The 23,154-nt window shown below is 22.5% G+C and carries 22 protein-coding genes; 19 read left to right on the forward strand and 3 right to left on the reverse strand.

The window, feature by feature from the left end:
* Window position 1: 1 nt before the first annotated feature.
* The 4 genes from ACQH25_RS04630 to ACQH25_RS04645 are packed head-to-tail and all read left to right on the forward strand — an operon-like array spanning window position 2 to window position 5,845.
* The gene (locus ACQH25_RS04630) at window positions 2-2,482 is read left to right on the forward strand and encodes a hypothetical protein (protein WP_425380803.1); all 2,481 of its coding nucleotides are present in this window, start codon (window positions 2-4) and stop codon (window positions 2,480-2,482) included.
* Between the two features lie 4 nt (window positions 2,483-2,486).
* On the forward strand, window positions 2,487-2,609 hold the full coding sequence (locus tag ACQH25_RS04635) for a hypothetical protein (protein ID WP_425380902.1): 123 nt from the start codon (window positions 2,487-2,489) through the stop codon (window positions 2,607-2,609).
* A gap of 16 nt (window positions 2,610-2,625) precedes the next feature.
* Window positions 2,626-3,873, forward strand: a complete 1,248-nt coding sequence (locus ACQH25_RS04640; protein WP_425380805.1) for a hypothetical protein — start codon at window positions 2,626-2,628, stop codon at window positions 3,871-3,873.
* Entirely contained in the window at window positions 3,818-5,845 is a 2,028-nt protein-coding gene (locus ACQH25_RS04645; protein WP_425380903.1) for a hypothetical protein, read from the forward strand. The genes ACQH25_RS04640 and ACQH25_RS04645 overlap by 56 nt, the downstream gene beginning before the upstream one ends.
* On the opposite strand, the gene ACQH25_RS04650 is transcribed toward ACQH25_RS04645, so the two are convergent.
* Complete coding sequence (locus tag ACQH25_RS04650; protein WP_425380904.1) at window positions 5,842-6,372, reverse strand: hypothetical protein; 531 nt, start codon at window positions 6,370-6,372, stop codon at window positions 5,842-5,844. The genes ACQH25_RS04645 and ACQH25_RS04650 overlap by 4 nt on opposite strands.
* A gap of 216 nt (window positions 6,373-6,588) precedes the next feature.
* The gene (locus ACQH25_RS04655; RefSeq protein ID WP_425380808.1) at window positions 6,589-8,295 is read right to left on the reverse strand and encodes a hypothetical protein; all 1,707 of its coding nucleotides are present in this window, start codon (window positions 8,293-8,295) and stop codon (window positions 6,589-6,591) included.
* Between the two features lie 66 nt (window positions 8,296-8,361).
* Between ACQH25_RS04655 and ACQH25_RS04660 the strand changes: the two genes are divergently transcribed.
* From ACQH25_RS04660 to ACQH25_RS04730, 15 genes are all read left to right on the forward strand, one after another.
* The gene (locus ACQH25_RS04660; RefSeq protein WP_425380809.1) at window positions 8,362-9,510 is read left to right on the forward strand and encodes an Mbov_0401 family ICE element transposase-like protein; all 1,149 of its coding nucleotides are present in this window, start codon (window positions 8,362-8,364) and stop codon (window positions 9,508-9,510) included.
* Window positions 9,511-10,574: 1,064 nt separating this feature from the next.
* Window positions 10,575-10,736 (forward strand): hypothetical protein, encoded by a 162-nt coding sequence (locus tag ACQH25_RS04665; protein WP_425380799.1) that lies wholly within the window; start codon window positions 10,575-10,577, stop codon window positions 10,734-10,736.
* Window positions 10,737-10,929: 193 nt separating this feature from the next.
* Entirely contained in the window at window positions 10,930-11,367 is a 438-nt protein-coding gene (locus ACQH25_RS04670) for a hypothetical protein (protein ID WP_425380731.1), read from the forward strand.
* Window positions 11,357-11,650, forward strand: coding sequence for a hypothetical protein (locus ACQH25_RS04675; RefSeq protein ID WP_425380730.1), 294 nt, complete (start codon window positions 11,357-11,359; stop codon window positions 11,648-11,650). Before ACQH25_RS04670 ends, ACQH25_RS04675 begins: the two co-directional genes overlap by 11 nt.
* Window positions 11,651-11,879: 229 nt before the next feature.
* Window positions 11,880-12,134 carry a hypothetical protein gene (locus tag ACQH25_RS04680; protein ID WP_425380729.1) on the forward strand — a complete coding sequence of 85 codons (255 nt, stop codon included), beginning with the start codon at window positions 11,880-11,882 and terminating at the stop codon, window positions 12,132-12,134.
* The gene (locus ACQH25_RS04685; protein WP_425380728.1) at window positions 12,134-12,370 is read left to right on the forward strand and encodes a hypothetical protein; all 237 of its coding nucleotides are present in this window, start codon (window positions 12,134-12,136) and stop codon (window positions 12,368-12,370) included. The genes ACQH25_RS04680 and ACQH25_RS04685 overlap by 1 nt, the downstream gene beginning before the upstream one ends.
* Window positions 12,371-12,381: 11 nt before the next feature.
* Window positions 12,382-13,197 carry a hypothetical protein gene (locus ACQH25_RS04690; protein WP_425380800.1) on the forward strand — a complete coding sequence of 272 codons (816 nt, stop codon included), beginning with the start codon at window positions 12,382-12,384 and terminating at the stop codon, window positions 13,195-13,197.
* 17 nt (window positions 13,198-13,214) lie between these two features.
* On the forward strand, window positions 13,215-13,409 hold the full coding sequence (locus tag ACQH25_RS04695; RefSeq protein WP_425380726.1) for a hypothetical protein: 195 nt from the start codon (window positions 13,215-13,217) through the stop codon (window positions 13,407-13,409).
* Window positions 13,410-13,422: 13 nt separating this feature from the next.
* Window positions 13,423-13,800 carry a hypothetical protein gene (locus ACQH25_RS04700; protein ID WP_425380725.1) on the forward strand — a complete coding sequence of 126 codons (378 nt, stop codon included), beginning with the start codon at window positions 13,423-13,425 and terminating at the stop codon, window positions 13,798-13,800.
* A gap of 18 nt (window positions 13,801-13,818) precedes the next feature.
* Complete coding sequence (locus tag ACQH25_RS04705) at window positions 13,819-15,000, forward strand: hypothetical protein (RefSeq protein ID WP_425380801.1); 1,182 nt, start codon at window positions 13,819-13,821, stop codon at window positions 14,998-15,000.
* A 14-nt stretch (window positions 15,001-15,014) separates the two neighbouring features.
* Window positions 15,015-16,712, forward strand: a complete 1,698-nt coding sequence (locus ACQH25_RS04710) for a hypothetical protein (protein WP_425380802.1) — start codon at window positions 15,015-15,017, stop codon at window positions 16,710-16,712.
* Between the two features lie 3 nt (window positions 16,713-16,715).
* Window positions 16,716-19,196: a hypothetical protein gene (locus ACQH25_RS04715; protein WP_425380803.1), complete on the forward strand. Its 2,481-nt coding sequence runs from the start codon at window positions 16,716-16,718 to the stop codon at window positions 19,194-19,196.
* Window positions 19,197-19,200: 4 nt separating this feature from the next.
* Complete coding sequence (locus ACQH25_RS04720; RefSeq protein ID WP_425380902.1) at window positions 19,201-19,323, forward strand: hypothetical protein; 123 nt, start codon at window positions 19,201-19,203, stop codon at window positions 19,321-19,323.
* A 16-nt stretch (window positions 19,324-19,339) separates the two neighbouring features.
* Complete coding sequence (locus ACQH25_RS04725; protein ID WP_425380805.1) at window positions 19,340-20,587, forward strand: hypothetical protein; 1,248 nt, start codon at window positions 19,340-19,342, stop codon at window positions 20,585-20,587.
* Window positions 20,532-22,559: a hypothetical protein gene (locus ACQH25_RS04730; protein ID WP_425380903.1), complete on the forward strand. Its 2,028-nt coding sequence runs from the start codon at window positions 20,532-20,534 to the stop codon at window positions 22,557-22,559. The genes ACQH25_RS04725 and ACQH25_RS04730 overlap by 56 nt, the downstream gene beginning before the upstream one ends.
* On the opposite strand, the gene ACQH25_RS04735 is transcribed toward ACQH25_RS04730, so the two are convergent.
* Window positions 22,556-23,086 carry a hypothetical protein gene (locus tag ACQH25_RS04735; RefSeq protein WP_425380904.1) on the reverse strand — a complete coding sequence of 177 codons (531 nt, stop codon included), beginning with the start codon at window positions 23,084-23,086 and terminating at the stop codon, window positions 22,556-22,558. The two genes, ACQH25_RS04730 and ACQH25_RS04735, sit on opposite strands and share 4 nt — an antisense overlap.
* Between the last annotated feature and the right edge of the window lie 68 nt (window positions 23,087-23,154).

A 23,154-nucleotide genomic window follows, 5' to 3' on the forward strand; every position in this document is an offset into this window, starting at 1 on the left:
TATGATTAATAAACTTTGAACTGATGTCAGTTTAGAAAACTATAATAACTGATATCCATTAACTGGAAAAATTATAGAAACACCACAACAATATATAAATACATGACCTAATGTTAAGGATTGATTTACAACTTTTGCTATTCGTGCTCAAAATGATATTAATGCTTATCTTAATTTTATTTTATCTAAATTTCCTTTTGATAGTTTTAAAGATGAATTAATTAAAGAAACATTAAGAGATATGGTTTATGTTTGTGTTGAACATTGAGTATTTAATCGTACACCAATTGAGTTTAATGTTGATGCTACTATTCAATTTAATAATGGTACATCATTTAGTGCAAATAGTATTCCTAGTATTAATGTTTGAGATTTAGCACCTAGTAGAATGAAAATATGAGCAAGATTAACAGAATTAAAACAAATATTTTCAAGTTATAATAATGATGAAATAGATATTGAAAAAATTGATTTAAAAGCATTCTATACTAGAAATCAAGTTGATGAATTAATTAAAGAACAAAAAGCATTTACATTATCAAAGCAAATGAAATTATATGATGATTTAGTTGATGATAATGAAAATGAAATATATAGGGGTCCTGTTAGTAAGTTTGTTAATAAAGGTTATGTAGCAACTGAATATGATAAAGAAACTGAAACAATGATTTTAGATTGACCTGATGAAATTGGTACATTACCACCAGAAGCATTACAAAATAATCCACAAGTTGGTGATTTTACTCATGCTGCAACTGCTGACTTTTCTGCTAAACAACAAAAAAGAATTACTACCAATGAAAATAATATTAAATTATTAGAAAATAAAGTTGATATTAATAAACAAAATATTGATGATATTAAAAATAATTGATTTAATATTGCAACTAGTCCTTTATGAAAAAAAATGTCTTCTATTATTCCTAGTAATGAATTTGGAAAAATATATTTAGCAATATGGGGTTATAGTTACCAATCCACTACTAATCCAACTGATAATTATATATATAGTAATAAAAAAACTATATTTAGTTTAGGTGGAGAAGTTCAAAGAACAACACAAAAAAGTATTAAATTAGATGAATTAATTGTAAATGATAATGTTAAAATACAATTATTATTTACTCAGGAATGAAATGATATTACTGTAACTTCTAATGATGCTAATTATCAACCTATTTCTGTTGAATTATACCAATATATAGGAAAAGGGACACCAACTGAATTTATAGCAGAAGATAGTACAGAACATGATTATTATACAAAACAAGAAACTAATGAATTATTAGATAAAAAACAAAATATAAATGACGATAATTTACAAACAGTTGCTAAACAAATTGTTCCTGCAATTAATGAAAATAAAGTAAATATAGATAAAAAAATGGATGTAGAACAATTTCCATATGCTTTTGCTGTAAATGCTCTTGGTACTGAAAATCCTAATTTAGAAACTACTGATAAAACTATTGTTGGTGCTATTAATGAAATTAAAACAAATGGTGGTAATATTGATGAAAATAGAATCTTCAATAATAAAGATGATAAAGATAGTACTACAAGATTAGTTAATGAAATTATTAAAACAAATGTTGGTGGTAAAACTTTAATTTATAGAAATAATCCTAATGTAACAGATGATAAAGATATTCCAGATAAAAAATATGTTGATGATGAAATTATAAAAATAAAAGATTTAATTAAAAAACTTGTTGTATGAAAAACAATAGGTGAAAGAGTTGATGATAGAACTTGAAGTAATTTTTCACCTAGTTTAAATGCTCTTTATCGTGTATTTTTAATTACTGAAACAAGTGTACCATTACAAAATGGTTATAAAGAAGTTATCTTTTTTACATCAGCACAAGCAATTGGAACTGGTACAAGAAGAATTACTACAAGAAAAATTAGTAATAGTGATGCTACATTAAATATGATTTATGATAATACAAAATGAACATTAAAATTAGATGGTGGAGATACTGGGGGAGCAATATATAGATTAGAAGAATTAAAAGCAGAAGATTTATATGAAATAAAAAGTAATACATTAGATATAAAAGTACCAGAAATAGTAGATATAGAAAAACCTATAAAAATTGATTCAAAAACCTTATTAACAAAAGAAATTAGAGAAAATGAATGAGAAATAAATTTAAAAGAAAGTCCAACACCAATACCTTATCCAAAATGAAAAGATGTAGCAATATCATTAAGTGGTAATTCTATTTCTTCTTATCAATTAAAATCAAATACATTTTATAAAATATTTTATGATTTGAATCCTTTTAGTACGAGTACATTTGGCAAAACTCCAACACAAACAATAGAAATATTTTGACAACCACAAACATCATCAAATTGAGTATGTTTTCTTCCAAGTTTAAAAAGAATTTCATATATTAATATTGTAAATAATAAATTAATAAAATTAATAACTGATCAAGGTTATTTATGAAAATTACAAGAATTACAGGAATAAGATTATGTTTTTTAAAATTTTAAAAATTATTTTAGGTTTAATTGGTTTATTATTATCAGCAGCAACAGCAATTTTAGTTATATTTATTATTGTCAAAATTATGTTAAAAATTAATCAAATATTTTAGAAAGGTGGTGAATATTATGATAAGTTTATTTAAAAGAAAAGATAAAAGTAATATTAATGATAATCAAAATGAAAAATTAAAATTTTTAACTAATAAAAATAAAAGTACTCATGCTTCAATTTTAAATTATTTTGGTTTTAATAATTTTAACCATGAAACTTATTTTACTGATTTTGTAGCAGAAAATAATGCGAATTTATATAATGCTCCACTAGATATTAATAATGAAACTATTAAAAAATATTTAATTCAACAAGAATTTTATAGAAAAAATTGAAATTCTATTTTTAAATTAAGTAAATTAGGAATTAGTGGTTATTTAATTTTTATTGCTAATGATGACTTATATTTTCAAGTCGTTGATATACAACAAAGAGTTTATGATATTACTGGTAAATTAATTCAATGTACTATTTTTTATGATAATTATGAACAAAATACACAAATGGTAAGATTATTTGAAGTTTATACATTAAATAATGAACAAGTAACTATTAATCGTACAATTTATAGTATTAGTGATAATAAAAAACAATTTCCATTAGATTTTAAATCATACATTAATAATCCTAATTTATCACAAGAGCAAACATTAAATATTAATTATATACCAATAGCAATTATGCGAAATAAAGCAAATGAGTTAGCAGATTGTAATAAAGTAATGGATAAAATTAAAGCATTAGATGTTATTTTTGAACAAATTGTATTAGATACTATTTTAAACTCACCAAAATTTATTTTTAGTCAAACTTATGGTAATGTTCAATCTTTAATGGAAGAAGCAGTAAGAACATTAGTTACTAAAAACTATATATTTAAAAGTGCTGGTGATAATAATGAACAAAACGAAAGTGTCAATATGACTAGTAGTAATTTTAAAGGTAAAAATTTAACTGATATATATGATTGATTAGTTAATGAAATATCTAAACGTTGCGGTATTCATATACCAAGTCAAAAGAAATCTGCACAACAATCAGTACCCGAAAGTACAGCAGTTAATATTTCAACTATTAATTATATTGAGCAAAAATTATGACAATTTAATATTGATATTCTTAAATTTATCCAATTATTAGTAAGTATAGATAAAGATTTATTAACTAGTAAAACATTTAATATTGATGATGAACAAGATATTAATAATTTAACAGTTAAATTAAAATTATTTAATCCCGAAAATAACCAATTAATAGGAGATAACAATGGAAAACAACAACAAACCACAAACGAAGTTTCCACAGAAACAAAAGCAAACTAAACTTAATCAAGCAGATGTAGAAAATGATTATTTAATTGATAATATTCCTTATGATTTTACTAATATGATGCGTGCTACTAGTGACCTAGATATTAATAGAGCATATGATGAATTTAAAAAAAGAACAATTTATATTTATGAAATTGAACGTTTATTTAAAAATAATGAAAATAATAGTTTAAAATTTTCAGCAAATACTATTAAAATTGGTTTTATTGATATTGAAAAAGTGTTAAAAACTACTGCTGTTGAAACATCTGATTTTACTATGCAATTAAATCAAAGAGCAAGTACTAATATTAATGATAATACAATTGAATATAGTATGACTGATATTAAGAATTTAATTTTTCAAGAAATAGAATTATTAAATCAATTTAAGTTATATGCTGTATCTATTAATGAACCTTTAACCGAAAATAATATTAATAATTTATATATTATTAATAATTATTCACAACCTTATCAAAATCCAAAAACAAGAAGTACTAAAAGTATTACTATTATTAAAATTAAAGATTTTAAAACTCGTGATGGTTATCCAATTATTATTAAATTACAAAAACCATTAGATAAAGATATAAAAGTTAAGGGTTTAAAAATTAAAGCCCCTAGAAGCATGATTTTTGGCAATATAAAGGTACTTGGTGAAGTTGATAATATGCAAGTATACCCTAAATTATTTGTTAAAGATAAGATAGCATTTCCATTATTATCAATGCCTATTGAAACGCAACCAAAAGTTAGAATATTACAACAATGATTTAGTGAACAAATATTACCTTGAAATTTAGCAAAGCAATTTATAGGACAAGAAAAATCAGTTTTAGATTTAATTGCTATTGGTGGTGGAACTGAAACAAGAAAAGAAATTATTAATAATGCAAGAGTTACATATACTAAATTAGGTTATAAAGTTACTAAGAGTCCACAATTATGACCATTAAATGAAGAAAAAGAATTAAAAGATAATGAAGTATGGCATTTGCCTTGAACAACAGCTGATTGAGTTTTAAATATTGCTACAACAAATAAATTTGATGATGTTGAACTTGAAATAAATGATAAGCCACTAGTTGATAGTTTACAAAAAGTATTATTAGATATGTTAACTTATACATATAGTTATAATAGAAATTTTAATGGTTTTGACCCAAAAAATGAAAAATTACAACCAATTGGTGCATTAAGGCAAAAATTTGAAGGCCAAAAACCCGATGAAGTAATTACTAATTTGTTTAAACAATGAAAATTAGATTATCCTAATTATATAAATTTAGAACAAGTGAAAATATTTAAACAACTAATTATTATGTTATCAAATAATATTTATTCAACAATGTCTATTAATAAAGGTTTAAATGATGATTATAAGTTACTATTACCTTATTATTTTGAGTTAAAATCAAATCCAATACATTCTACACCTGATAAAGTTTGAGAATTTAAAGATTTAAAAGTAATATTGAAATCTGTTTATTTTGATTTTACAGATATAAATAACATTAAATTAAAAAATAATGATATTAGTCAAAACGAATTATTTAAACTTGATGATAATCAATTTAATTGATTATCAATTACAAATGAATTAGAAAGTAATAATATAACTTCTTTAATTCCTGCTGATTGAACATTAGGTAATGGTGAATATGGTAAATATTTTACAAGAGCAATTATTAATAAAAATAAAATTGAAAATGCTTTAAATTTGTATGGTTCAAATAAATCTCAATTATTTTCCAAATTAGAATTTTATAAAGAAATTTTACAAATTGATAATAATAGCGAATTTGAATTACAAATAGAAAATCCGATTAATAATTTAAATCGAATAGAAATTAGTGGTATATTTGGTGCTGGAAATTATGACTTAGTTTTAATAACCGATAAACAAGAATTAAATTTAACTAATATTAGTTTATTTGATAAATATAATGAAAATATTTCTTATATAAATATAGAAATTTAATTATTAAAATACCCATTAGGATAATAATCTTTAATTCATGGTATATCTATTCTTTCAATGTTTTCTCCACCATTATAAAATTTTGATTTTTCAGGACTATCAGCAAAATATATTTTAAATTCATATTTAATATCAACTGATATATTATGAATGTCTGACATTCATATTTTTTGAACACCCATTATAGGTTTTTTATTTGGTGATAAAAAATATTTAAGTCCACTAAGATTATGGGTAAGCACCCCCCCCATGATTAAACCTATTGTTCCAGTTGTAGCACCAATTAGTGCTAATGCTAATGTTATTTTACTTAAATTTGTTTTTATTCATGTTTTCATAATAAATTTCTCCTTTTTATTTTTTCTTAATTTTTCACAAGTTTTTAATCATTTTGGTAATAATTCATGCTCTAAATTAATTGCATGATTTTCACAAAGAAAAAGACTAATTGTTGTTGATTTTAATTCTAATAATATAATATTTGTTCATTTTTTATTACAATTTTTATTTTGGCAAATAACGTTCATTTTGTAAAATCTCTTTTAAAGATTTTAATTTATTCATAACTTTTAATTCTTTTTCTTTATTCATCATAATTTACTCCTTATTTCTTAACATCTTATTGTTTAATTGTACTTATTTTTTATTATTTTTACAAGTATACTTTTAAACGCAAAATAACGCCTAAATTAAAGGCGTTTATTTTGTGAGACCTATACTATTAATTATATTGCACTTATTTATTATATGGCAAATGTGAAGATGCTTTTTTTCACAGTAGCATTATTTTTACCCCTAATTACATTTTTATATGGATATAGTGCATAAAACAGAGCATCATAAGGGTCTTGATACATAGTTTTATCAGGAATGTTAGTTTTTGTTTGGTCATATCTTAACTCTTCTAAACATTGAGTAGTTTTTGGTAAATCATCTTTATTAGCATAAAAATTGCCGTAACTCATAATATTACGCATTCAAACTACTCTATTAGTTAATCCTGCTTCTTGATTAAGATTTGAAGCATGCTTAATTGCACTTTGGGTGATAAGAATAGTATTATGTTCATCTATTAATTTTTGATTTAATCAATCAATAGCTGTTCTTGCTTTATCATCATAAAAATAAACTGTTTGTTCAAAATTTTCAAAATTATCAATTAACCCTAAAATTTCATTGGCATAAGCATTAATTTTTTCATTTTCATTAATAAAATCATTTGGTGTAACTACTAATTCACAAATAATATGAGCATCATAATAACCAGTATTATGATATTCTTTAAATCCAACTATTATAAATACAGTATGGTCTTTATGACCAGTTGCTCAATCAATACCAGCACTATAAAAATCAAATTTATACAGACCTTTTTCTTCATTATAAAATTGTTTTAAATCATATGTTTGTCAATATTTTAATGTTTTTTGAAATGGAAAAATTGTTGCATCACTATCTAAAAATTCAAAACCATAAAAAACAGTATTAAATTCATCAGGATTACTTTTTTTCATTTCTAATAATGTTCTTTTTTGAATTTCTGGTAATTTACTTCAAAAAGGTTGAATAGTAAATCTTAAAATAAATAAACCTAAACCACTAAACATTTCTTTATTTTCATAATAAATTTTACCAATTTTTTTAAGATTATCCATAGTTTTATCATTTAATGGTAAAAATGGTGTACAATATTTTAAATAAAATGGGTGGTATTTATCATAAGGATTACATGTAAAAGTGATGAAAAAACTTTTATAAAAATAGCGAGTAATTGATTTTCCAAAAGTAGCACTATATATATTTTTATCAATAAATGTTCAACTTCATTCTTTAATTGGTTCATTTGATACTTTAATACGATTACTTCTAAACATAGAATTTTGTAAGCGTTCATATCTATATGTTAATTGTTTTTCTGTTAATGTTTCTTTTTCTTCTGCCATAATAATTTCATCAGTACGTGAACCTAAAAAACTTGACCCACCTGCTTCTTTTCCAAAAATTTTATTACCATTTGCATAACCAATAAAGTCAATTTGTTGATTATTAGGAAAAATAATACAACCACCATCCTTAGTAATTTTTCATTTAATACCATGGAGATTATTAGGTAATAAATTAATATCATATTTATCTAGTAAAACTTGACAAACATTCATTAAAGCTCCAATAGTTGTTTCACTATGGGTATTTTCATATCGCCTTACTTCTTGGACACTACTATCACTAAAATTACAACATATAAATAAATCAAAGGCTAAACAATTTCAAGTTTTTCTTGTTCCACGTGCTGTTGGTATAAAACGATAAAAACAATTAGTAGTAAAATATTCTGCTCATTCATCACCAGCAAAATTTTTAAAAATATCTCAGCTAAAACCATAATTAGTATCACTAAAATTAAGGTCATATTTTTTATTTAATTGTGCATAACTACTAATGAATGGCATATTTACTCCTTAGTTAATATATAAGTTAAAATTTAATTATTAATAAATTTAGAAAGGAAACAAAGAATGTTATTATTTCAAAATCATTTTAAATGAGAACAACATTATTTTAATCAAGATGAATTAAATTTAAAACAAACACAAGAATTTTTTAAACAAATAGATGATAAATTATGAAATGAATGTGATAAATCTATATATAAACCATGTAAATTTAGAAAAAGAAAATTAAAAACAAAAAAAGGCCTATTAATTTATAAGCGACGTATTTATACATATTATAACAAAAAAACACAAAAAATTGAGCATATATCATTATTAGATGTATATCTTGGTGTTAAAAAGTATAGTAAATTAGCACCAGATGTTATTAAAAAAATTTTAAAATATTTTACTGATGGAAAAAGATATCAAGATATTTGTGATACTTTTATAGAAAATTTAATAAGTATTAGTACTGTTTGTAGAACATTCCAAAAATTTAAAATACCAAAAACTAATATTTCTAAAATTAAATTAGAGCCAAACCAAACTTTATATATAAATATTGATGATGGACATAGAAAATTTAAGTTTAATGATAACCATAATAGTAAAAATTGTAAAAAATGTTCTATGAGATTATTAATATTTTGTACTGGTAAAAAGAAAAATGGCAAATTAATTAATAAAAGAGTTGCATGTAAAATAAGATTATCAAAAACAAAAATTGGTGCATATAAAACTGCACAATTGATTCAAAAATATGGTAAATTATACTATGAAAATTTTGAACAAGCAAATTTAATAATTTGTGGTGATAGTGCAAAATGAATTAGAAAAACTGCTGAAATTTTAAATGCTAAATTTATTTTAGATAAATTCCATGCTTTTCATGTTTTATTTCTTGGAATTATGGCAGGAAGAAGAAAAAATAAAATTGCACAATTACATTATAAATATGCACAAAATTTATTTTCAAAAGGTCAATATTATGAATTAATTGATTTTTTAAACTCATTAAAATATCAAAAATTAAAAATTGGTTATTTTATTAATGCTAAAAATGGAATACTCAATCAAGCATTAGTTGAAAATATTGGTTGTTTTACTGAAACGAATATTAAACAAATTTTAAAACATATGATTGGAAATAGAACCTATAATATTGATATGTATTCAAAAATGGTTAATTTTAAATGCTATCAAATAAATACAGAAATACAGTTATTATAAAAAAATCCCTAATTAAAGGGATTTACCTAAGAGACCACGTACTTAACATACGCTTAGTAATCAAAGGGTATACGGTTTATCTTAAAGGACTTTAATTTATTATAACATACTTAAAAACTTATTAAAAATTATTTTAATAAGAATTTTTGAATTATAAAACTAAGCATTATTGTTGACTTATGTTTTACAAGTGTTAAGATTAATATACAATTGCATATAAAGTCTAAATTATTCTCGTCTAACTTTATAATTTAAAGACAAATAATGAATATTATAGACAACATCGTTATGCTCCCTTATTGGGAGCTTAGCGAAGATGTCTATAACTAATATTTTTGTGTAAATATCTCCTTTCCTTTTTAAATCCTTAAATTAAAATAAATGACAAAAGACGAGAATAAAAATCTTGTCTTTTTTTGTAATTGTAAAATTTTAAAATTTTTATTATTAACACGCTTTAAATATCTACTACATGCAGTGACCAAGTAGGAGAAAGTTAATAATTAATAACCTTCTTTAACACTATTATCAACACGTGTTAGGGAACTAAAACAGTGAACTACACCACAGTTGTTAAAAATAGTAGCTAAAACATGTGGACTTGCATGGATAAATAAAAAGTGGAGTGATACCTAATAAATTATACTAACCATTAAATGGTAATTCTTGGGGTGGGAGCGAATTAGTAATTAGTATATATAGACCTGTTGTAGGGACCTATTATATTAATTCTATTTTTTATTTAACCAACCTTGCCACTCCCCTAGTGAGCGAGTGTTGGTTTTATTTTTTATTTTTTTTAAAATTTTTTGGGCGAGAAAATAAATTTAAAACTTGTAAAAAAAATTAAGCGGTGCCGGTTCAATTAAAATATTAATTTGTTAAACGCAAATTAAATAAATATTGAATCGAATGCCTTAATGTTTTTTAAAATTTTACAATTTATTTTTGAGCCCATTTTTCTAAGAAAAATAATATTAATAGTATTAATAAATAAAAAAAACAAAAATATATGCCATTTATGCTAAAAGCAAACAGGGCATATTTAAAGGATAAAATTAATTATGAAAACAAAAAATATTAAAACTCATGAAATAAAGAAAGAAAAATTTATTGATAAAATTTATAATAATAAATTTGCTTTAACTACTATTGTTATAATATCTACAATAGTTTTAATGATAACTGTTGCTTTTTTAATTACTGCATTTACTGTATGAAAATAATATTACTAAGAATATTTTAATTCATAATGAAAAAATATTTTTGTTGAACATGTAAACAATATAAATTAGATTATCTATTTTTTAATACTAATGATATTAAAACAAGAAAATATTTTTTAAGAGATAAAAACGGTAAAGCAATTTGTTATGACTGTATTTTAAATATTAGATTAAGTAGGGGATATAAAAAATAATGCAATATGAATTAATTATTGGTATTGACCCAGCAGGAATAGGTAGTAATGGAATTATTATATATTCAAATGAAACTAATAATATTATTTTTAATGAAACATTTAAAGCAGAAACTGTTTTAGAAAGTAAAAATTTGTTTAAAGAATACTTTTTAACGATTAAACAAGAGTTTAATAATAAAAAAATATTAGTTATTGTAGAAAATTTCTTTTTAAGTGCAAAACAATTATTAACTAATCCATTAGCAACTCCTAAAATTATTGGTGCATTAATGGTGTTAGTACAAGATGTTATGAATTGAGATTATTTAGAAAACCATCCAAAAAATAAAAACAAAATAGAAAATTATAAAGGAAATATAAAATTAACAAAACATGAAGAAGATGCATATAAACATATTCAATATTGTTTAAGGAATTTTAAAAATGAAAGATAAATCAAATTATGTGAAATTAACAGTAAAACTGAGTAACACTATTGAAGCAAAACATTATGAAAAAGGTAATAAAGAATTATATTATAGTGTTCGTGGACAATGAAATGGATTAAACTATGTTACTTTAATTTTTAATAACCCAAAATTTTATAAACGATGTATTTTATTAAACAAAAATGATGAAATTATAGTAAGTGGTCAAATCTTTAATACTTTAAATATTCCTAAAAATCGTGCATTTTGTTCAATTAATGTTAAATGATTTAAAAAATGAAAAGAGTAAAAATGAAGAAATGTAAATATTGTAATAAAAGAATTTGATTAAGTAAAAATTGATGTTTGAAATGTTTAGAAAAAATAGTTAATAATTTAACTAAAAATAAGGAGAATAATAATGAATAAAGAAAAATTAATTAACTATATTAAAAAATCACAAAAAGAATATGAGAATACATAAATAGACTTATTATTAGATATTTTAGTTCAAAAAATAAGAAGTGGTGAGTTTGATAATGAATAAAGACCAAAAAATTATTAATGAATATAATAAAAAACGTAATAAAGAGATAACAGAAGAACATTTGAATAATATAAAAAAAATAAGAGAAGAGTTTAAACAAAAAGTAATCAATAAATATAATGAAAAATTAATTATTTGGTTAAATAAACAAATTAGTATTTGTTTATGTGATTCATTAAAAGAAGCAGGTAAACTTACTGCTTATTATAAAGTAATTGAGTTTATAGAAAATGGAGAATTTCATTAATGATTATATTACCTACTTTATTTGGTGATAAAGATGAAATTGAAATATTATCACCATTTCCCAAAGCAATTCATACAAGTAATGATATTAGAGCAATTATTTTAAGACAATATCCTAATGTTAAATCAAAACACATCATTGTTTCTGACCCTGAAAGTGATGTTGCATTAATAGTTGGTGATAATGATGTTTATCAAGGTTGAATTAAAGTAACAATTAAAAAATTAGAAAATTAAAGGAGATTAAAATGCCAAATATAGAAAATCATTCAAATTATACTTTAACTAAATTAATAAGAACGTGAATTAGTCCTATTTGTGCAATGATTGGTACAAGTGCATATTATGGGCAAGTAATAGCAAATCCAATATTAGGAAGTATTAATTCTTTATTATTTGGTAAAAAATTAGGTTTAGATATCTGAAACTTGAACCAAAAACCAACTACTAAAACTAAATTAATTAATAGTAGTAAAAAAATATTATTAGGATTAGGAACAATGGGTTTAGCAAATTATAGTAAATGAACTGAAAATAATATTAATCCTATTATTCCAACAACACCAATTCCAACTACTACGGAAGGACCGCCATGATTATTATTAGATAAACAAGAAAATCAGTCATTAATTGATTGAGATACTTATATTTCATTAAATGCTTATGGTATCGCCAATGTTATTAATGGTTTAACTGAGTTAATACCTAATAAATTTGCAATGATACAAAAAATAGCAAATATGGCAACTGGTGGTTGTTTAATTAGTAGTGGTGTTGCGATGGGGATTAATAATGATTTTAATAATGCTTATGCAATACCTACTATTATTGCAGGAATAAGTGAAATTATTCATAATTTATTACCTATGGAAACAAATCATAGTATAGAAATGCAAGAAACTTCCTTTACAAATGAAACAACAAGATTAATTAATGATGATAGATTTACTATTAATAGTGAAACAAGTAGTCAATATGGCAGTCATAATTCTAATGTTTCATTAGATTGAGATGATACAGCTAATAATGCTTTACAACGTAGTAATAGTAATCTTACTTTATAAAAAAATGAAAGGAAAATATGGAAATGCAAGAATTTTTAAAAGCACTTGAAACAATTGGAATAAGTACAGGTATATTAATTTGTCGAGAAATTATTGTTTTATTAAAAAGATTTATTACAACTCCAAAACATGTTAGAGCAAATAATAAAATTATAAAACATCAAAAAAAATTAGCAAAACTTAATGAAAAAATTAATAAAGAAATTAAATAATGGGGTACTGTAAATGTTAGAAAATGAAAATAATGTTCAACAAGCAACTGAACCTTTAATTAAAAATAATGATTCTTCACAAGAAATAGAAAATAAAGTTAATGAAGCAGAAAATAAGTTAAATAAATTAAATAACGAAATTAAGGAAAAAGAAATAATTAATATATTTAAAAAATATCAAGTTAAAAGTGAATTTTATGATTATTTAAAATTTAAAACTAATAATATAGAAAATTCAAAAATAGAAGAAGCTATTAAAAAAATGATTAAAGAACAACCAGTATTTAAAGAAATAATAAATACAGGTGGTAAACAACAAACAATAATAACAAATCAACCAAGTTCAATAAAAAGTACTTTATTGGATTATAAAAAGAAAAATAATTTATAACAGAAAGGAAATGAAAAAATGTCAGTACCATTCAATCAAAATTTAGATAATACCGAAAAATTAGTAGAAGCACCAGAGTTTATAGAATTTTATAAACAATCAAATTCACCATGAGCAAGTTTTTTTCCTATTGAAATGGTTAATTCTACAAAAATTGAATTTATAGTTAAAAAACCAAAAAATTCAGAAATTAAAGTATTAAAATGAAATGATAAAAGTAAAGGATTAGATGTTAGTTATGCTGAAACTATTAAAATTTTAAAAGAAATTAAACAAGAAGCAGTTGCAGGTGAAATAATTGCTAATGTTGATTTAAACGCTGAAAATGGACAAAATTTATTAAATACAATGCAATATGAAGTAGCAAATGATTTAGCAGATTATTTAGCAAATAATGATACAACTGTAATTGCAAAATATGCAACTAGATTAGATATTACTGATACAATACCAGTAGGCTATTTAAAATCAATGTTATCTGCTTGAAATACTTTATTTCAATTAAGAAATAGTAATAATTGTCAATTTTTTATTACTAATAATTTATATGATAGTTTAGTTTATTTAGCTGATAATAAAGGTTTAATTACTGATAATCAAATAGCACAACAATTAAGATTAAATGGAACAAATTTATATATCAAAGGTGTATTATGTCAAATTGTAATGGATGACTATATGACTTTTACTGATAATAATGAAACTAAAATTATGTCTTTTGTCTTAGCAACACCAAGAGCAATGAAAAGATATATGTTACAAAATACAGTTGTATATGTACAAGACATAAATGATGGTAAAGTTGGAAGAAGATATTTAGTTGGTGGAGAATTAACTGGTGAAGCAATACCTTATATAACAGATGAAGAAAAAACTTCACGTTGAATGTTATGTGGAATTATTAATACTGATAAAATTGATTTAAAAACTAAAATTACAAGTTTAACAACAAATATTACTGCAAATGTTAATAAAAATAATAATGAATTAGATACAGAAATAAAAAGTACTAATGAACTTAAATCATTAAATCCAAATTTAATAAATCCAAATATTAAATATTTTAGTGATGTCCAAGGAAAAACTAATGTAAGTAATCAAAAACAAAAAGTAGGTGACTTGTATATAACTATTACTGCCAATGTTAATGATATAAATTATAAAGGGTCAACAAATCCAATTAAAATAACTCTTAAATAAAGGAAATTAATATCATGCCAATTGGTACAACTAGTACAGCAATACTTTTAAATATCAATAAACCAAAACATACTAGAATAAGTAAACAACAAGAAAATAAAAGTTTTTGATGAGAAATTTTAGAAATGATTGGTGTACAAGTAATAGCAGTAGCACTTGCTCCTTTTACTGGTGGATTAAGTGAAAGTATAGCACTTGGATTAGGTGCAAGTGATTTACTTGCTAGTATTAGTGCTGTTGGTGTAGAGTTTTTAACTGATTTTACTATTAATCAAGTTTATGATTATTTAAAAGGAAATGTAACACCATTAAATACTTTTTTTAATATCTTACCTGCATTTGCTGGACTTAATAAAATTAGTCGTGGTTATCGTACAACTAAATTTATTAAATTAGCACAAAAAACTAAAACATTAGAACAAATTGGTATTAAAGAAGCAAAAAACTTACAAGAAATTATTAGTCAAGTAAGTGGTAAAGAAATTTTAACAGATAAAATTATTGGTAATAAACGTTATTTATTTAATTATAGTTTTGCTCCTAATCGTGAGACAATAATCCAAAATTTAGGTTATGTTGCTGAAAGACAATATAAAAATAATTTTCAAAAATTAGAAGTACAAGAGTTAAAAGATTATTTATTATTACAAAATACATTAATAAAATTAAGTCCACAATTAACTCCAAAGTTTAAAATTAAAGATATTGAAAAAGCAAATAATTTTTTTAAAAAATATAATACTGATTTAAAAGAAGTATTAAAAATGAATCAACATGATTGATTAAATTTAGTTCATACAATACATACAGATAATAGATATGGTAAATCTTTAATTTTAGATTTACAAAAAATTCGTGCTAATGCTATTAAATTTAATTTTAAAAAGAGTTCAATTCATAAGGTTGTTTTAAAAGCAAATAAAATTTTTAAGTATTTTGATATTAGATTTTATTTAAAAAAAGGTTTAAATAAATTTTGAAAAGATACTCCATATTTTGAAAAATTACGAGAAAGTATATATAAATTACAAGAAAAATTTGAAAAGTTAGAAAAACAAGTATTTGAAAAAATTAATAAATTAAAAGAAAAAGCAACAGATTTATTTACTAGTGCAGAAAAGAAAGCAATTAAACATGCACAATTAATCCCATTAAATTCACCTGTATTTATGGGTTGCAAAATTCAACCTTTATCATTAAGTAAATGTGCAATTACTATTTATCATCGTAATCCTAAATATAAACCAATTATAGTTATTGATAGTATTCTTAAAGCAGAAACTTTTATCACTCAAATACATCCATTCCATTGATATCGCTGATATAGTGGTTGATACATTGGTTATGGAGTTAGTCGTAATAAATGATTAAAAGCAATTGCATTTGCTCCACCAGTTGTTCAACAAGTAATTAGAGATAGTTTTAAAGTTTATAGAGAAATATTTAGAATAGTAAGAACTTACCATAAAGTAGTTAATGTTATTAATAATCCTATTGAAAATATTAATAAATCATTTAAAAGTGTTGGTTTAAAATTTTCAGTTAATACATTATTTGGTACAGGATTATTACATCATTTAGAAAAATTTGTATATAGTCAAGTTGTAGCAAAAGGTAAAAAGAAATTACAAAAAGAAGTTATTCATATAGTGCATAGGAAAACTAAAACAAAAACTAAGCATTATAAAAAAGCATTTTTTAAGGAATGATAAATTATGATTAATAAACTTTGAACTGATGTCAGTTTAGAAAACTATAATAACTGATATCCATTAACTGGAAAAATTATAGAAACACCACAACAATATATAAATACATGACCTAATGTTAAGGATTGATTTACAACTTTTGCTATTCGTGCTCAAAATGATATTAATGCTTATCTTAATTTTATTTTATCTAAATTTCCTTTTGATAGTTTTAAAGATGAATTAATTAAAGAAACATTAAGAGATATGGTTTATGTTTGTGTTGAACATTGAGTATTTAATCGTACACCAATTGAGTTTAATGTTGATGCTACTATTCAATTTAATAATGGTACATCATTTAGTGCAAATAGTATTCCTAGTATTAATGTTTGAGATTTAGCACCTAGTAGAATGAAAATATGAGCAAGATTAACAGAATTAAAACAAATATTTTCAAGTTATAATAATGATGAAATAGATATTGAAAAAATTGATTTAAAAGCATTCTATACTAGAAATCAAGTTGATGAATTAATTAAAGAACAAAAAGCATTTACATTATCAAAGCAAATGAAATTATATGATGATTTAGTTGATGATAATGAAAATGAAATATATAGGGGTCCTGTTAGTAAGTTTGTTAATAAAGGTTATGTAGCAACTGAATATGATAAAGAAACTGAAACAATGATTTTAGATTGACCTGATGAAATTGGTACATTACCACCAGAAGCATTACAAAATAATCCACAAGTTGGTGATTTTACTCATGCTGCAACTGCTGACTTTTCTGCTAAACAACAAAAAAGAATTACTACCAATGAAAATAATATTAAATTATTAGAAAATAAAGTTGATATTAATAAACAAAATATTGATGATATTAAAAATAATTGATTTAATATTGCAACTAGTCCTTTATGAAAAAAAATGTCTTCTATTATTCCTAGTAATGAATTTGGAAAAATATATTTAGCAATATGGGGTTATAGTTACCAATCCACTACTAATCCAACTGATAATTATATATATAGTAATAAAAAAACTATATTTAGTTTAGGTGGAGAAGTTCAAAGAACAACACAAAAAAGTATTAAATTAGATGAATTAATTGTAAATGATAATGTTAAAATACAATTATTATTTACTCAGGAATGAAATGATATTACTGTAACTTCTAATGATGCTAATTATCAACCTATTTCTGTTGAATTATACCAATATATAGGAAAAGGGACACCAACTGAATTTATAGCAGAAGATAGTACAGAACATGATTATTATACAAAACAAGAAACTAATGAATTATTAGATAAAAAACAAAATATAAATGACGATAATTTACAAACAGTTGCTAAACAAATTGTTCCTGCAATTAATGAAAATAAAGTAAATATAGATAAAAAAATGGATGTAGAACAATTTCCATATGCTTTTGCTGTAAATGCTCTTGGTACTGAAAATCCTAATTTAGAAACTACTGATAAAACTATTGTTGGTGCTATTAATGAAATTAAAACAAATGGTGGTAATATTGATGAAAATAGAATCTTCAATAATAAAGATGATAAAGATAGTACTACAAGATTAGTTAATGAAATTATTAAAACAAATGTTGGTGGTAAAACTTTAATTTATAGAAATAATCCTAATGTAACAGATGATAAAGATATTCCAGATAAAAAATATGTTGATGATGAAATTATAAAAATAAAAGATTTAATTAAAAAACTTGTTGTATGAAAAACAATAGGTGAAAGAGTTGATGATAGAACTTGAAGTAATTTTTCACCTAGTTTAAATGCTCTTTATCGTGTATTTTTAATTACTGAAACAAGTGTACCATTACAAAATGGTTATAAAGAAGTTATCTTTTTTACATCAGCACAAGCAATTGGAACTGGTACAAGAAGAATTACTACAAGAAAAATTAGTAATAGTGATGCTACATTAAATATGATTTATGATAATACAAAATGAACATTAAAATTAGATGGTGGAGATACTGGGGGAGCAATATATAGATTAGAAGAATTAAAAGCAGAAGATTTATATGAAATAAAAAGTAATACATTAGATATAAAAGTACCAGAAATAGTAGATATAGAAAAACCTATAAAAATTGATTCAAAAACCTTATTAACAAAAGAAATTAGAGAAAATGAATGAGAAATAAATTTAAAAGAAAGTCCAACACCAATACCTTATCCAAAATGAAAAGATGTAGCAATATCATTAAGTGGTAATTCTATTTCTTCTTATCAATTAAAATCAAATACATTTTATAAAATATTTTATGATTTGAATCCTTTTAGTACGAGTACATTTGGCAAAACTCCAACACAAACAATAGAAATATTTTGACAACCACAAACATCATCAAATTGAGTATGTTTTCTTCCAAGTTTAAAAAGAATTTCATATATTAATATTGTAAATAATAAATTAATAAAATTAATAACTGATCAAGGTTATTTATGAAAATTACAAGAATTACAGGAATAAGATTATGTTTTTTAAAATTTTAAAAATTATTTTAGGTTTAATTGGTTTATTATTATCAGCAGCAACAGCAATTTTAGTTATATTTATTATTGTCAAAATTATGTTAAAAATTAATCAAATATTTTAGAAAGGTGGTGAATATTATGATAAGTTTATTTAAAAGAAAAGATAAAAGTAATATTAATGATAATCAAAATGAAAAATTAAAATTTTTAACTAATAAAAATAAAAGTACTCATGCTTCAATTTTAAATTATTTTGGTTTTAATAATTTTAACCATGAAACTTATTTTACTGATTTTGTAGCAGAAAATAATGCGAATTTATATAATGCTCCACTAGATATTAATAATGAAACTATTAAAAAATATTTAATTCAACAAGAATTTTATAGAAAAAATTGAAATTCTATTTTTAAATTAAGTAAATTAGGAATTAGTGGTTATTTAATTTTTATTGCTAATGATGACTTATATTTTCAAGTCGTTGATATACAACAAAGAGTTTATGATATTACTGGTAAATTAATTCAATGTACTATTTTTTATGATAATTATGAACAAAATACACAAATGGTAAGATTATTTGAAGTTTATACATTAAATAATGAACAAGTAACTATTAATCGTACAATTTATAGTATTAGTGATAATAAAAAACAATTTCCATTAGATTTTAAATCATACATTAATAATCCTAATTTATCACAAGAGCAAACATTAAATATTAATTATATACCAATAGCAATTATGCGAAATAAAGCAAATGAGTTAGCAGATTGTAATAAAGTAATGGATAAAATTAAAGCATTAGATGTTATTTTTGAACAAATTGTATTAGATACTATTTTAAACTCACCAAAATTTATTTTTAGTCAAACTTATGGTAATGTTCAATCTTTAATGGAAGAAGCAGTAAGAACATTAGTTACTAAAAACTATATATTTAAAAGTGCTGGTGATAATAATGAACAAAACGAAAGTGTCAATATGACTAGTAGTAATTTTAAAGGTAAAAATTTAACTGATATATATGATTGATTAGTTAATGAAATATCTAAACGTTGCGGTATTCATATACCAAGTCAAAAGAAATCTGCACAACAATCAGTACCCGAAAGTACAGCAGTTAATATTTCAACTATTAATTATATTGAGCAAAAATTATGACAATTTAATATTGATATTCTTAAATTTATCCAATTATTAGTAAGTATAGATAAAGATTTATTAACTAGTAAAACATTTAATATTGATGATGAACAAGATATTAATAATTTAACAGTTAAATTAAAATTATTTAATCCCGAAAATAACCAATTAATAGGAGATAACAATGGAAAACAACAACAAACCACAAACGAAGTTTCCACAGAAACAAAAGCAAACTAAACTTAATCAAGCAGATGTAGAAAATGATTATTTAATTGATAATATTCCTTATGATTTTACTAATATGATGCGTGCTACTAGTGACCTAGATATTAATAGAGCATATGATGAATTTAAAAAAAGAACAATTTATATTTATGAAATTGAACGTTTATTTAAAAATAATGAAAATAATAGTTTAAAATTTTCAGCAAATACTATTAAAATTGGTTTTATTGATATTGAAAAAGTGTTAAAAACTACTGCTGTTGAAACATCTGATTTTACTATGCAATTAAATCAAAGAGCAAGTACTAATATTAATGATAATACAATTGAATATAGTATGACTGATATTAAGAATTTAATTTTTCAAGAAATAGAATTATTAAATCAATTTAAGTTATATGCTGTATCTATTAATGAACCTTTAACCGAAAATAATATTAATAATTTATATATTATTAATAATTATTCACAACCTTATCAAAATCCAAAAACAAGAAGTACTAAAAGTATTACTATTATTAAAATTAAAGATTTTAAAACTCGTGATGGTTATCCAATTATTATTAAATTACAAAAACCATTAGATAAAGATATAAAAGTTAAGGGTTTAAAAATTAAAGCCCCTAGAAGCATGATTTTTGGCAATATAAAGGTACTTGGTGAAGTTGATAATATGCAAGTATACCCTAAATTATTTGTTAAAGATAAGATAGCATTTCCATTATTATCAATGCCTATTGAAACGCAACCAAAAGTTAGAATATTACAACAATGATTTAGTGAACAAATATTACCTTGAAATTTAGCAAAGCAATTTATAGGACAAGAAAAATCAGTTTTAGATTTAATTGCTATTGGTGGTGGAACTGAAACAAGAAAAGAAATTATTAATAATGCAAGAGTTACATATACTAAATTAGGTTATAAAGTTACTAAGAGTCCACAATTATGACCATTAAATGAAGAAAAAGAATTAAAAGATAATGAAGTATGGCATTTGCCTTGAACAACAGCTGATTGAGTTTTAAATATTGCTACAACAAATAAATTTGATGATGTTGAACTTGAAATAAATGATAAGCCACTAGTTGATAGTTTACAAAAAGTATTATTAGATATGTTAACTTATACATATAGTTATAATAGAAATTTTAATGGTTTTGACCCAAAAAATGAAAAATTACAACCAATTGGTGCATTAAGGCAAAAATTTGAAGGCCAAAAACCCGATGAAGTAATTACTAATTTGTTTAAACAATGAAAATTAGATTATCCTAATTATATAAATTTAGAACAAGTGAAAATATTTAAACAACTAATTATTATGTTATCAAATAATATTTATTCAACAATGTCTATTAATAAAGGTTTAAATGATGATTATAAGTTACTATTACCTTATTATTTTGAGTTAAAATCAAATCCAATACATTCTACACCTGATAAAGTTTGAGAATTTAAAGATTTAAAAGTAATATTGAAATCTGTTTATTTTGATTTTACAGATATAAATAACATTAAATTAAAAAATAATGATATTAGTCAAAACGAATTATTTAAACTTGATGATAATCAATTTAATTGATTATCAATTACAAATGAATTAGAAAGTAATAATATAACTTCTTTAATTCCTGCTGATTGAACATTAGGTAATGGTGAATATGGTAAATATTTTACAAGAGCAATTATTAATAAAAATAAAATTGAAAATGCTTTAAATTTGTATGGTTCAAATAAATCTCAATTATTTTCCAAATTAGAATTTTATAAAGAAATTTTACAAATTGATAATAATAGCGAATTTGAATTACAAATAGAAAATCCGATTAATAATTTAAATCGAATAGAAATTAGTGGTATATTTGGTGCTGGAAATTATGACTTAGTTTTAATAACCGATAAACAAGAATTAAATTTAACTAATATTAGTTTATTTGATAAATATAATGAAAATATTTCTTATATAAATATAGAAATTTAATTATTAAAATACCCATTAGGATAATAATCTTTAATTCATGGTATATCTATTCTTTCAATGTTTTCTCCACCATTATAAAATTTTGATTTTTCAGGACTATCAGCAAAATATATTTTAAATTCATATTTAATATCAACTGATATATTATGAATGTCTGACATTCATATTTTTTGAACACCCATTATAGGTTTTTTATTTGGTGATAAAAAATATTTAAGTCCACTAAGATTATGGGTAAGCACCCCCCCCATGATTAAACCTATTGTTCCAGTTGTAGCACCAATTAGTGCTAATGCTAATGTTATTTTACTTAAATTTGTTTTTATTCATGTTTTCATAATAAATTTCTCCTTTTTATTTTTTCTTAATTTTTCACAAGTTTTTAATCATTTTGGTAATAATTCATGCTCTAAATTAATTGCATGATTTTCACAAAGAAAAAGACTAATTGTTGTTGATTTTAATTCTAATAATATAATATTTGTTCATTTTTTATTACAATTTTTATTTTGGCAAATAACGTTCATTTTGTAAAATCTCTTTTAAAGATTTTAATTTATTCATAACTTTTAATTCTTTTTCTTTATTCATCATA

The organism is Spiroplasma endosymbiont of Polydrusus pterygomalis (genome assembly GCF_964030825.1).
Classification (GTDB): Bacteria; Bacillota_I; Bacilli_A; order Mycoplasmatales; family VBWQ01; genus Spiroplasma_E.